At 56.9% G+C, this 12,741-nt stretch carries 9 protein-coding genes; 4 read left to right on the top strand and 5 right to left on the bottom strand.

Annotation, left to right across the window (positions count from 1 at the left end; all coding sequences use genetic code 11):
- Positions 1 to 35: 35 nt before the first annotated feature.
- The 4 genes from DA1_RS30300 to DA1_RS08075 all read right to left on the bottom strand — a co-directional run bounded on the left by DA1_RS30300 (position 36) and on the right by DA1_RS08075 (position 7,972).
- The gene (locus DA1_RS30300) at positions 36 to 1,754 is read right to left on the bottom strand and encodes an RNA-directed DNA polymerase (protein WP_155294204.1); all 1,719 of its coding nucleotides are present in this window, start codon (positions 1,752 to 1,754) and stop codon (positions 36 to 38) included.
- Positions 1,751 to 2,551, bottom strand: a complete 801-nt coding sequence (locus DA1_RS30295) for a hypothetical protein (RefSeq protein ID WP_155294205.1) — start codon at positions 2,549 to 2,551, stop codon at positions 1,751 to 1,753. The genes DA1_RS30300 and DA1_RS30295 overlap by 4 nt, the downstream gene beginning before the upstream one ends.
- Before the next feature lie 485 nt (positions 2,552 to 3,036).
- Positions 3,037 to 3,639, bottom strand: coding sequence for a hypothetical protein (locus DA1_RS08080; protein ID WP_062794111.1), 603 nt, complete (start codon positions 3,637 to 3,639; stop codon positions 3,037 to 3,039).
- A gap of 91 nt (positions 3,640 to 3,730) precedes the next feature.
- Positions 3,731 to 7,972 carry a PIN domain-containing protein gene (locus DA1_RS08075; protein WP_034392332.1) on the bottom strand — a complete coding sequence of 1,414 codons (4,242 nt, stop codon included), beginning with the start codon at positions 7,970 to 7,972 and terminating at the stop codon, positions 3,731 to 3,733.
- 344 nt (positions 7,973 to 8,316) lie between these two features.
- On the opposite strand from DA1_RS08075, the gene DA1_RS08070 reads away from it, so the two are divergent.
- The 4 genes from DA1_RS08070 (at position 8,317) to DA1_RS08055 (ending at position 11,259) form a co-directional block, all read left to right on the top strand.
- Positions 8,317 to 8,631, top strand: a complete 315-nt coding sequence (locus tag DA1_RS08070) for a hypothetical protein (protein ID WP_034392335.1) — start codon at positions 8,317 to 8,319, stop codon at positions 8,629 to 8,631.
- A gap of 604 nt (positions 8,632 to 9,235) precedes the next feature.
- Entirely contained in the window at positions 9,236 to 9,928 is a 693-nt protein-coding gene (locus tag DA1_RS08065; RefSeq protein WP_051940644.1) for a DUF1353 domain-containing protein, read from the top strand.
- A gap of 70 nt (positions 9,929 to 9,998) precedes the next feature.
- The gene (locus tag DA1_RS08060; protein ID WP_034392338.1) at positions 9,999 to 10,877 is read left to right on the top strand and encodes a peptidoglycan recognition protein family protein; all 879 of its coding nucleotides are present in this window, start codon (positions 9,999 to 10,001) and stop codon (positions 10,875 to 10,877) included.
- An 88-nt stretch (positions 10,878 to 10,965) separates the two neighbouring features.
- Entirely contained in the window at positions 10,966 to 11,259 is a 294-nt protein-coding gene (locus tag DA1_RS08055) for a hypothetical protein (protein ID WP_155294206.1), read from the top strand.
- Positions 11,260 to 11,686: 427 nt separating this feature from the next.
- Here the strand turns inward: DA1_RS08055 and DA1_RS08050 are convergent, their stop codons facing one another.
- Positions 11,687 to 12,667 carry an AraC family transcriptional regulator gene (locus DA1_RS08050; RefSeq protein ID WP_034392341.1) on the bottom strand — a complete coding sequence of 327 codons (981 nt, stop codon included), beginning with the start codon at positions 12,665 to 12,667 and terminating at the stop codon, positions 11,687 to 11,689.
- Positions 12,668 to 12,741: the final 74 nt, after the last annotated feature.

The following is a 12,741-nucleotide window of genomic DNA, read 5'->3' as shown; positions in this document are numbered from 1 at the left end:
TTGCGGCCCTTGCGCTCACCACCAGTCATTGAAGCTCAGTAGGTATCAATCGGCGTCGTCGCATCGAAGGCAAGTTCCTCACCGTGATCCAGTGCCGTCTCAAGAATCCCGGGATGGCGGGGGTGTTCTGAAATCCCGTGCAGGCAGGCTATTTCCTTGATGAAGGGATCGCCTGCACTCATTAGCTCATGCCCGCGCTCGTTCCATAAAGCGAAGCGATTGAGTTCATCGTCGGCCGGACCGGCAACGCTGATACCGTTTGCTCGCAAAATGGCCAAGCTCTTACGTTCTGCGGAACCCCAAGATTCGATTTGGCAAGTGATTACGCCGGGAGTAATTTTTAGGGGCTGCGCAGCCGATTGGGCCGCATTATTACCCAATCGCAAAAGTTGCGTGACGTCTCGTGTGCCGACTGCGTGGAGTATTTCCGCAAGCATGGCGAGCTCTGGATATCGCCGCAGCCGCTCTGCAATTTTTGCCAAATCTTCAGTTTTGGCTAGGTAGAGTAGTCTGCCGGCGAAATAACGAATCTTAGTAACGACCCTCTTACGAGCGTAACCATCCAAATCATGGCCGGCGTCCAGGATTTTAAACAAACTATTTGAAAATTCAGCCCGAAGGTTTTGTGCAGAAATCAAAAGCGTGTTTGGAGTAGCCCGTCGGAATATTTTCTTTAATAACCAAGGATAGCGGCGCAATTGGTTAAAAAATCGTTCTTGATACCTCGCATCACTGACTTGCATGCTGTAATCCAGCAACGGTATCCTGAATCCCTCTGCAGCAAATCTATTAACTAGGTTGGCACGAGACGATGGCTGTGAAATTAGGAACTGCTTAATGTCATGAACAAAGAGCATCCAGTTGTATGAGTCTTTTCCGCTGAAATCCCCCTCTCCATGCAGCCAATCATCAGAAGCGAGCTCAAAGTCCTTACCCGTGCCGTTCTCATGCAATTCAAGCCCTAACTCTGTCAACATCGCTGCCAATTGCGACCGGCCTGTGGAAACCTCTGCTGCTGATCCTACCAGGACTACGTCATCCACATAGCGGAAGTAACGCATTGGGAAGGCCGCAGACATTGCTTCGTCAACATCGCGTAACACAAGGTTGGCAATTAGGTGACTGAACATGGGGCCGGTAAGCAATCCCTTGCCATGAGCGGCTGTCTGACATACCTGTGCGTGTTGAGTTAAAAGTTTTATACCTAAATCACGGTACAAGGTGGCTATTTTAGTTGCATCGCATGCCTTCAACCAAGCACCAATTGCCAGCTCATAGGATATATTCGGATAAAATCGTTTAATATCGGTATAGCGCACAACCTGACCTGCGCCTGCTTTGCATGCATCGGCAATTTTTTTTTGCCGCTCTTGTAACCCCATGAAGTAAGGCTTGTAGACCCCTTGAGTTTCCTCGCCCTCTGCCAAACGATAGCTAAAGACAAAGCTGGGTGAACGAAATACTGCGTGTCGACTGCACTCGGAGAGCAATGCGGCTTCAGCATAAGACTCATTGGGGCCAGGCACAAAAATGCTGCGGTAGCCAACCAAGCCGTCAGAGCGAATATCCTTGAAATGCAGGGACTCGAAATAAGCACTGCTGCCGCTCATCACAAGATGAGAAGACACCTCTTCAGCCCAGCGATCCCTGCGTGCGCACTGATTGGCAAAGTAATAGCGCAACCCAAGGTAGGCCATAATGTCACGTGTGCGGTACTCATTGGCTGTGCGCAGTGCGAGTAGCTGTGGCCTCATGCCTTCGCTCCGTTCAAAGGTAAATCGAAGCGCTGAACTACTAGTTGAACTTTGAATTGATGATCCTTTAATGGGTGTTGGACGTCAGCAGCACTCTTTCCGAGGTTCTCAACAACTAGAGCATCTTGCTCGTCCTTAGTGTGATGTGCTGAAAACAGTTTTTTAAACCAATTAATAGCTCTACTGAAGAATCCCCCAGAGCCAAGCACCTCGTTTGTTTGCGGCTCAATCCAGAGTACAAAACTGTTATGAGCTCGGCCATGCAGGAATAAGTTTTCAAATTGAGGGAGAGCCTCCTTCCATTTTCCCTCGCGCTGTAAAAATCCGGAAAAATTGGCCAGAACTATTAGGCGGGCTGAACATTCCTGGCCAAGCACGGTCAGGCGGTTAGTTAGTTCTGCTGTAGAAAATTTATCCAATGCATTCCAGGAAAGAAACTCAGCGGATACCCAGATTGCTTGTTCGGCCAACGCATCTTTGATGTGTTTTGTTGCTAGGTCGGCATAGCCTCGTGCGAACTCTGACAACTCACCGCCAACAATCTTGACGTTAAGCGGGTTACGTGGGATTCGGTCTTGGCGCCGCAACTCAGCAATGTTTGCCAGCAACGTCAATGCTGCAGCACCTGAGCCGCAGGGTAGGTCTGCAAGCAACACGGTTCCACCAGAAAAGACTTTTGCAAACGCATCTGCCACCTCAGTAAGTTTTTCCTCTGGATCGAGAAAACTGAGCTGAACCCGCGCCGACGACCCACTGAAGCGCCATGCCAGATGATCGTCCGTATCTTCCTTACTCAAGCCGCCGATTCTTCCCTCAGGAACCGGTAGCCGAGCCTTATCTTCGAGTCCGGCGTGTAGTAGCAAGTGCTCCCAAGCTCTCCGAAGTGTCGGGGCAAGATGCAAACACGTTGTTTTGGCATGCCAAAGTGTTTCCGGAATATCTGCAGGTCTAATTAGTCGGGACATTACTTCAATCACGTTGACATGGGTTCTTCTTCCATAGAAGCTGGCTTGGTTCGCTAGCTTGCAGGAGAGGTCTTAATTACGTAACAAATATATACTCAACTTGAAGGAAGATGAGCGATGACCGCTTCAGCTCGTAAGCAAAGATGCGATCTTCGGAAGCCGAGACCTGCATTCGCAGCAATACGCGCGCCGGCACGCGGCCTTTCGGGCGGCAGCCATGGGTCGCGACTAACGTCGGTCGGTGACGGGTATCTCCTGCGGATGCTCGACATTTGAGGCGAATCTCACCTAGTGGCTTGCCATAGGAGCTCCCGTGCTTAGCGAACATCGGCAGTGTAGCCAGGCAGGTTTTTCCGGTAGTTGCGTATGAGTTCGACCACGCGCTCGATAGACACCAAATAGTCCTGTGCGGATTCGGGCGTGGGAATGACCTTCGCGTGAGCGACTTGATTTCGCAACAGCCGAAGGTTTTTCACTAACTGCCTTGTCTCGACTGGAATTACGTTTGAATCCATGACGGCCTGATACACCTTGAGTTGGTTTTCAAGTGGATCAACCACGATTCCAGTCTGACGTCCAAGCTTATACAACTCTCCGTCCAATGTTGACCAACCCTCGATGATGGTTGCGGTCGGTTCAGATCTTGCTGTAAGCAATTTCTCTGCTGTGTCTCCCTCGTTCGGTTGAGTTCCCGTTTGGGCAACATCTGGTGTCTGCTGCTTCGAGGTCAGCTCAGCGGTGCTTGCCAGTACTTGCTTTGCTGCGATCTCGAACTCAGCTTCCAATGGACCCGCCTTCACCCTGCGGAGTAATGGAATCAGGTCAAGTAGCTTCTTGCGGAAGATGAGGCCCAGAAGAACTCCTGCCACTGGCCATGCTAAAGAGTCAACTAACTTGCTGATGAACGTAAGCCAGTCCATGCTTCTCCACTTTATCGAGGGTGTGTGATGCGGCGCCTAAACGTAATAATATCGCAGAGGAACCTGCGGAACTAAACCAGTAGGCTGGGTCTTAGCTTTCCAGTGGCACTTTTAGGATTGTTAGTGGATCGGGTTCTGACTGCTTTCGGGGAACGGAGCCCGTTTCGAAGTTGACCGTCAAGTCGCCCCCTGTGCTTCGCTGCGGCTCCTGTTTAGTTGTCGCATCTTCAGCACGTTCATCCGCTTCGTCAGCGCGGGGCGGCATCACTGCCTGACTGCTGCCTAACGTGGTCGTAACACCTTCGGCTTGAAAGTCTTCTCCGCGCGCCGCGTCCACTTGCTGGATAGGTGGCTCGACTGGATCCCTCGCCTCACCATCGAACGTGAGATACGGAGGCTGCGTACACTTCAACGCACGCAGCTTGATTGCTCGTCGACGCGGAGGTGAACTGGCTAGCCGTTCGGCGGCCTCAACCGCATCCCCGAGGACCTTGGCGTAGACACGCATGCGCGCCTGCCTGTAGCCCTCGGCAAGAGAGTACGGTATGAAGGTACCATTGCTCTTGAGTGCCATATCGCTTGCAAAATCAAGTGCGAACTTTAAGAGTACCTCCTGATTGCAGTGCGGATGGCGAAGGCTCGCTTCGACGATGTGGCCCATGAGCTCCGCAAACGCCTTGAACTGAGTGGGGTGTTGCGCTTGAAGCTCGAGGAACTCGAACGCAACAGAAACAGCCGACACAAGCTCAGTGGAACCGGAGGCCAAGTAGTCCTTGAATCGCTGAAGCCCCTCGGTTAGCGCGTAGCCTCCTTGCAAGCACATGAACACCAAGTCGTACGAGCCTAGCGAGACGAAGCTGCGATTCCGCAGAAACATCCGAACGACAGCGTAGGTGTATTGCTGGGGCGTCAGTTCCCCTCGTTCTCCGGCGTACCGGAGAACCTCCTGCGGCCACACCGACTTGAGCTTCGCCGATGCAAGACCAAACTGAGCGAGTCGCCCGTCAACGGTGAACAGGGTTGCGTTCTTTTCCGATGTCAGTAGCAGTGCAGCGAGTTCCTCGTCTTCGAGAACGTCCTGCGCTCGCTCCAGGTCTGCCGGAATCTCTTCCGGGCCATAAGCAGGAGCCATCACACAGTGCAGTCGGACGGCGTCAACCATGGTTTGAATGAACGCGGTCTGCCGCTCCCTGTCCTGGGTCGTGTACTCGACAAACCGCATCGTGCCGTTGTCATCAAACATCTGCCCGTCGGAGCGTTCGACCTTCGCCTCTTCGAGTCGAGCTTCGAGAGTCTCAACGGACTTCGTAGAGATATAGACGCGAGGTAACGCCGCCAGGGCGGCAAGACAGTCAAGTGACGCCAGTTCGGCAATGGTTGCAGCGTCAACAACATACTCGACGTCATGCCGTTGGAGCAGTTCAACAGCAGCCTCCCGTTGCTCCTTGGTGCCATCGCACACGAACAAGGGCGGCGCGTCAGACGGCCAACCAGCGACCATGTCTATCACGCTTCGGCCGAGCAGCTTGCCCAAAATTCCCAGCGTGATGGGGCTGTCCGCGTAGCCTTGAAGCGCGCGGCGTGAGTGCTCGGACTGCCGCTTCAGCATGGCGTGCACGTGGCTGAAATCGACCCCTTTGTCTGTTTTCGGGACAGGAACGGACATCAACGGCAGGTTTGAAGCAACAGGCGAGTTGACCCGTGCCTGCGCGATGTGAAGCAGCCGCCGGAAGGTACTTGTCACCCCTTCGACAACGAAGCGCAGTTCGGTTCCGAAGGGTCCGGGCAGAGAGACTTGCTGGCCCACGGCCGCGCCCAGTAGGCTGCGGGCTAGATCATCGGACGGAGCGACCATGCCTTCGCGAGCTGGGAGGCCCGGCAAACCCGCCGGGTCCAGAGACAGTGTCACCGTCTCGCCCAATTCGTTCTTGAGCGTCACGGCAACCCCAGGCTGAACTTCCGTCAGTTCCTCTTCCATGAATGGAAGCTCTTGAGGTGCGGCAACTAGGGCGATGAAGTAGGCTGAGGCTGCATCTACATCGTCGAGGTTGCGACGAAACATGCCATACAGCCGCAGCATGCCGGTCTCTTTGCGGCCGAAGCGGAGTTCAAGTGACGCAACCTGAGAAAGGAGTCTTGGTGGCCCTGACAAGTCGGCCGGAACCGACTCAAGCGCATGGTGGAATCGGGCCATCTTGCGCATCTTGAGGTCGAGCGCGAGACGTAGCAACCAGCCGCCGGCCTCCTGCGGCCGCCGCTCGCAATGCAACTCAGCAAGGGGAACCAGAAACTCCCAGTCTGATGCCTGCTGTCCTAGGTCAATTGCGAGACTCAAAGTTCGTTCGTCGCTTGTCCAGGTGTCTGGAAACGACAAGATCAGTTCCTTCGCCTTGCGGAGTGCGCCCGTGCGCACATAGCAGCGAAGCAGCCGGTTGTGGAGCTCGGAGTGCTTGCCGCGTGGGGCGAGTAGCTCGTACTGACGAGCGGCAAACTCCAGCTTGTCCGTGGCGAAGAGCAGGTCCGCGAGCAAGAGTCGCTCTGCCGAAGCAGTGTCCTTTGACACCAGGGTGCAGGCCTTTTCAATCGCGGCATCGGCTGTCACTTCGTCTTTATCCGCATGCAGTATCCGGGCGCCGCCACATATGACGGCGAGGCTGTTTGAGTTCGCAACATCCGCTGCCTTGACCTCCGTCAGCGCTTGCAGCTTGCCGGTGCCCGAGCGCCAAAGAGCGACCCACCGCATAGCGAGCAGCAAGTGCGGCACCTCTGCCTGCTGGTAGCCCTTTTGCGTCACCAAGGCTTGCACTGCCTCGACCAGCTGAACATCGCCCACATCAGCGGCATGCTCCGCGACCAGAATCAACGCCTCTTCCTCCAGATCTTCCAGCCACTCCCGACCAAGTTGGTCCAATTCGTCTGAGCGGCCCAGTCTACGATAGGCTTCTAGTGCGACGCGTTTCAGCCGAGGGGGCAGCACGCCGGCGTGTCGGGCCTCCTCGATAAGAGCCAAAGTCTCACCAGGCGCACCCAGCACAAGGTAGCTGTAGCCAAGGTGCACCAGCGTTTCTTCGACTGAGCCCGGCGATTGCACCGCCCAAACCTGGTCTTTTCGCGGGGTGAGCGCTTCGACTGCCTGCCTAAGCGCGGCGATTGCTGCTTCGCCCACCAGACCATGTGCGACCTTTACGGGGTCGCAGGCAGCTGCCTCGAGTGCCAACACCAGCGCCGTGTTCCTGACAAAGAACGCAGCGTTCGGCTTGGCCAATGCTTTGGCGCTAAGCTCGACGGCGCCAGCTAGGTCTCCGGCCTTCTTCCGCGCCCAAGCAAGGAGCTGCAGCACATCGCAGTCGTCGCGCATCGCGGCCGGTGCATCAGCGAGCGCCAGGGTGTGACCCTTGACCATCCTGGCATTGGCATGGGCAATCCAGACGTGGACTGATACGGGATACCTTGCCAGTGCCTCATGTCCTGCGGCCAGTGCCTCGTCGACCTTGTCAGTGAAGAGGAGGCCTCTCACCTTCGCAGCTGCGATTTTCTCGTCGTCGGGATACAGCTCGGAGGCGCGAAGGAAGTCAGGGGCAGCAGCAGCGCCGCTCTCCAGATGCCACGTGCAGACGCCCCGCTGCACGTACCAGCGTGCCTGCTGGTGAGCATCGAAAAGCGACATGTCCGCGCCGATACGCTGCAAGTCTTCAAAGGCATCCTTGAACCTTGAGGCTCGAAGCACATCGTTGACGGCGTCAAGTTGCGAAGTAAGGAACTTATTGACCGAGTCGGCACGGCCGCTGGGCAGGCCAGTCAGAACTTCCAGTTTGGAGTTGATGCTGAGCAGGTTCGCCTCAATCCCTGAGTTCTGTTCATCCAAGCGGTGAAAGACGGCGCCAGGTGCATTGGGAGCGTAGTCGTTCTGGAGCTTCGAACTGCCGCGAATGTGCCGGCAGAGGTCCTGCCAGAACTCAATCTTGACTGGATACTTCCCCTTAGCCACCCTGGCATCGGACAGGTCCTGCACTTCCCGCAGAAGCACCGCATCACTCGTGGCAGTGGTAGAGACGATGAGGCGTACGATTGGGGTGTTCGCCTTGTCTGCTTCTGAGACCTCATGCTCTACGTGCTTGAGCTTCAGGGCACCGTCTGCGTACCTCTTGCATTGAACGCCTAGCCGGCCTTCTGGTGCATCGATGAACACATCGATGCCGCCTTGTTTCTGACCCCGGCGCCCGTTCGTCTGCGGCAATGGATCATTGAAGACAGTCCCGTAGATGCGGGCACACATGTCTTCGAAGGCCCCATCTTCGGTGGGTTTCGAAATCTCGAACTGCACGTTGTGCATCTTCCTCCCCGCGGGTGTGAAAACGGATCCAGCCAGGCCCGGGCAGCCAACGGCTGGTGGGAATCATACGTGCGCAAGTCGCCTGGAGCCCCCGAGTTGTTCGAGTCTGCCAACGGCGACACTCCTTGAGTGTGAGACGGTTTGGCAGACTTCCTTGATGCGTTCTTTGGTAGGCGTCCGCTCTTGGCCGACTGGCGACGGCCTGCACCAGTTGAATGCCTCTCCTTAACCGGACGCTCAAGGTGCAGCCTCGAAGGTCAGCTTTGCGGTGCTGTACTCACCATTAGCTAGGCCCGGCTTCGGCCAACAGCAGACGGTCGCCCAAACAGCAGAAGTAGGTATTCGTGAAAGTTATCTCCGTTGAAATCACACGTCTCGTCGACGACAGCGCGTATCCGCCCCTGGTGGAATGCATCCTGGTCGACGCACAAGGTCGGACGCATCGGTTCGTGGAGAAGGATGCCATCGTGAGTTCCGCCCCCTTACCTGTCGACCAGTTGCCGGTGCCAGGCGCTATCGCTTGCGAGGTCGAATCAGAGTGGATTGACGCGGCGGGCCGGTCATTGGTCAGTGCTTCGACGACGAAGCCTTCGGGAGTCGAATCCACGGCTGGCACCAGCAACTTTGTCGTGCTTGCCGGGCAACTGCGGGAAGCCTGAGCATCGGACAGAATCCGGCCAGGGGCGGACAGCCGCAGTGCGCTACCGAACGACGACTGCAAGCTGACTACTGACTTTGAGATTTCAGAACTGAGCGACCGTCGCCTGCGAAAGAGGCCACTGACTCTCGACAGGCGCGGCGGTACGCTGTGCACCTGGAACAGGTCAATCAGAGACGACTCAACGCTAAATCGTGCAACCGGCTGCTCGCGCAGTTGGCGAGTTAGCGCTTTGCGCCGAAAGTGGCTCGTCCGCGTTACCCGGAATCAGCCGCTTATGCCGGAGCTTATCGGCGCTGTAGGCGATCGGCTGCTGTGGCAGGCGCGGATCTGAGCCTTGAAGATGAGGCAGCGCACGACCTCTGGCGTGGCCTTCGGCTTGCGCGAAGTCGCTCATCACTTCTCTGGCACATGGCTCAAATCGGCATCGGCGCCATCAATTGCCCAATGACGTGCAGATGCCGTACTATCCGCAGCACTGCTCACAAAGCATTTGCCGCCGAGAAACTACTGCAAATGTATGCGCCGTTGCTGGCGGCACATCGTCGGCTCGTGTTTTGCACACCAGCGTTTGGCATCAAGCTACTCCTTTTCGGAGGTTTTAGATGAATCCATCGTGGTTTCGGACGCTGGCAACGGCTGCCGCGCTGCTCACTCCTACGTTGGCGCCAGCCCAATTCAGTGGCGATTTGGTGCTCTGGCCGAAGGGATGCGAGGCCGCTGGGGAATGCATCATCAAGGAGGCTCTGCGTTTCAAAGATGCATCTGGAACGGTCTGGGAGGCGAAGGCGGGGCTCAAGACGGACGGTGCCTCAATCCCGGGAGTCTTCCAGCCGTTCATCGGGAGTCCCTTTGAGACAAGGTTCATCAAGGCAGCTGTGATCCACGATCACTACTGCGACCGTCACGTCCGCTCGTGGAGGATGACGCATCGGGTGCTCTACGATGCACTGCTGGACCAGGGTGTTTCCCAAGCGAAGGCCAAGACCATGTACTTGGCGGTGTTGGTTGGCGGGCCCAAATGGATCAGGCTCATCGCCGGCAACGCCTGTGGGAAGAACTGCATCAACGCGATGAAGTCGGTCACAGGCGACACGGGGTTTCGGACCCGGCCTGCCGACTACAGCTTGCCGGCATTGGCTCCAGCCATGCAAGAGGTCTTAACCCAGCTGGAAGCCAACCCAAACGCGCTGACGCTCGAACAGATCGAAGAACGAGCGCAGCAGCTAATACCAGGGGACTTCTACTTTGCCAACGGTGACACCTTAGTGGTGACCGGGGAGGACGCCATCCAGTGACCGTACGGACCAATGAGGCGCCAACGCGCTACTGGTCTCTCCGCGACTACTCTGGGAAAAAGGAACTGCCATGGCAATTTTGAGTGCACTGAAGAGCGGCTCCAAGGGGCCTGCGGTCGAGAACATTCAGAAGCAGCTTTTAGCGCTCGGCTATGCTCTGCCTCGTTTCGGCGCTGATGCAGATCTTGGGGATGAAACGCTGACTGCGTATGCCGCTTTCATGATCGAAGCAGGGTTGCTTGCACCAACCGATGATCTCCCCAAATCGGTCACCGTGGCCGGAGCAGCCGCACTGGACAAGGCCTTCAACTCCTTGAGCACGAGTCCGGCTCCCAGCGAGATCATTAACGAAGAACTCAAGCACCCACACTCAGGGCGTTCCAAGTCCAATCCGTTCAGGCCTTGGTCCGCGATCACCGCGATCGTGCTGCACCAGACGGCCGCCAAGATCGGGGAAACGGCAGAAGCCTGGCACAACGTGCCCATTCATTTCGGCGTCACGCGCGGGGGAAAGATCTACCAGCTATATGCGCTGACTGAGGTTTGCAACCATGCAGGAAACCTCAACAAGATCAGCGTCGGCATCGAGATCGACGGCTGGTTTGCTGGGATAGAGGGGAAGCCGGAGACACTCTGGCAACCTGGCGGCTCGAACCCCAAGCGCTTGCCCATGAATCTCCCGAAAGCGCAGACGATAGCTGTCCAGACGACGATCAGGTGGATCATCGATTCGGTCGCGGCCCAGAATGGCGCCATCAAGACGGTCCACCCTCATCGGCAGTCGAGTAAGGATCGCCAATCCGATCCAGGGTCGTTGATCTGGCAAACGCTGGGCCTGTGGGCAAAGAGCACGTTCGGGCTCCAGGATGGTGGCAAGAACTTCACCGTGGGCGACGGCCTGGTGATTCCCGAAGCCTGGGATTCAACGTACGTGGGCAACAAATACTGAACACCTTAATAGCGCGGACTCCCCACGCCTTCACAACTACGGAAGGCGCGTGCAGCGACGGTTGAAGCCATTCCGACGAGGACACAGCATGGCAACAGAAGAAACAACAGTCACTCTGATAGTCCGTCCTGGCATTGATCTTCAGAGATCCGAAGGATTGAAGACGAGGTTGAATGTCGTCTGCGGCAGCGTAGGCGGCACCATCTTCACTGCGGTCATGGATGGCAATGGGAAGGCCGACATCCGTATTTCCTGTCTCAAGATGGCCATGGATACACAGGACGGCGTGGAAGCCATCATGGATCATTTTGAGATCCTGGCCACGAAAAGCCAACGACCCTTCATATGGGTGTTGCTGTCTGAATTTCTCAAAGGCAGGTAAGGTCGTAGCAACGCAGGAAGAGTTGCCGTGTAGCCGCGATGCGATTGCCAAAGCACGGTCACCCATAGTTGCGGCGATCGCGACGCACTCCAACATTGGATTCGACGCGGGGCCGATCTCCGCCACTGTTTTCGCGTTCAACACGATTTGGAGAGCGACCTTGCGCGAAGTCGATCCCTTGCTGCCCGAGACAGCCCTCGAACGACGAAGACGGGATTGTCCGTAGGCCCTTCCAGCGAGTCGTTCGATCCACGGAGGCTTAAGCGACAGCAAACTGGCGCAGACCGTTCGCTCGCCGTTTTGGTATCAGCGCCGGCAACCGCTGCAAAGCCGACACCTGACGGCTAAGGCCGAACGACTGCAGCGGGTAGCGGGTTCAATCGCCCAACCCAAAGCCGTCGTCAAACCTCACCCAGCTTGAGCCGCTTTACAGCGCCCGCACCGGAATGCAGATGTCGCAGCAGAACTCACCGGTGTTGGCATCAATGGTGGTGACCGCAGAAAACATCTCAAAGCAAGGCCGGTCGTCGCATTGCATTCCGCTGGACGGCATCCATTCGCGCGTCAGCCACATCCAGGCATTGGCCAAGCCCTCGGGTTTTCCTTTGAACCTTGCCACGGCGTAGCGGCCGCCCGGCAGGGCTTGGGTGTCCACCTGGCCGCTGGCGACGAAATGCGCGGGGACTTCCACGCATGCGTCATAGCGGCATTTGCTGGCGGGCGTGAGAGAGGGGTCGTCATAACCTATGCCGTAGCACGTTTGGTCGCTGAGGCCATGTGAGTGCATCCACGGCGCAATGGTGCCTCGCCAGAATTGGCCTATGGCTGGCCCATAGGGGCCGATCAAGCGTTGATAGGCGACATGTGCTTTGGGTAGATCAATGATGCGGACGTCCATGGCGATTTCTTCCTTCAGGTGACAAGAGCCCTGAGGTTCGCCGAACGCGCGTGGGTCTGTCTGATGGAAATTGCCGAAGACCTGATCAGGATTGCTCTCCTGGCTGCCTGGCGGCTGTCCGATGGCGGCCGCCTGGGTTTTCAGTCGCTCAAGCGTGGTGGAGCGCCAGGCCGATGGCGTGCAGCCAAACTTGAGCTTGAAGGCTCGCGCAAATGCTTCGCCCGATTGGAAGCCGGTGGCCAAGGCGGTTTCAAGCACGGTTTCCTTGCTGCCGCAGGACAGCCGGAACGCCGCCTTCTCCAGCCGTCGGCGCTGCGCATAGCTGCCCAGCGTTTCTCCCATCCATGCCGCAAAAATTCGGTGAAAGTGAAAGCGCGAGAAATTGGCGATGTCGGCCAGATGTGCGCCATCCAGAGGCTGATCCAGGTGGGCATCGATGTAGTTGAGCACGCGATTGATCCGTCGCGCGTACTCGGCGCGGGATGCCTGCTCGGAAGGCTTGTTCGTCATGGTCGTTGTTCTTCAAATCACCGTGCATGCGGCGGCGGGGCCTGCCTGTCAGCAGGGGGCGGATGGAGACAACC

This window comes from Delftia acidovorans NBRC 14950, assembly GCF_001598795.1.
GTDB lineage: Bacteria > Pseudomonadota > Gammaproteobacteria > Burkholderiales > Burkholderiaceae_C > Comamonas > Comamonas acidovorans.
Note: the sequence above shows the minus strand (reverse complement) of the source record. Positions and strands in the feature narration are given on the sequence as shown.

Coding starts and splice junctions, on each gene's coding strand:
- DA1_RS30300 (WP_155294204.1), bottom strand. CDS start 1,754: ATGAGGCCACAGCTACTCGCACTGCGCACAGCCAATGAGTACCGCACA.
- DA1_RS08080 (WP_062794111.1), bottom strand. CDS start 3,639: ATGGACTGGCTTACGTTCATCAGCAAGTTAGTTGACTCTTTAGCATGG.
- DA1_RS08075 (WP_034392332.1), bottom strand. CDS start 7,972: ATGCACAACGTGCAGTTCGAGATTTCGAAACCCACCGAAGATGGGGCC.
- DA1_RS08065 (WP_051940644.1), top strand. CDS start 9,236: ATGAATCCATCGTGGTTTCGGACGCTGGCAACGGCTGCCGCGCTGCTC.
- DA1_RS08060 (WP_034392338.1), top strand. CDS start 9,999: ATGGCAATTTTGAGTGCACTGAAGAGCGGCTCCAAGGGGCCTGCGGTC.
- DA1_RS08055 (WP_155294206.1), top strand. CDS start 10,966: ATGGCAACAGAAGAAACAACAGTCACTCTGATAGTCCGTCCTGGCATT.
- DA1_RS08050 (WP_034392341.1), bottom strand. CDS start 12,667: ATGACGAACAAGCCTTCCGAGCAGGCATCCCGCGCCGAGTACGCGCGA.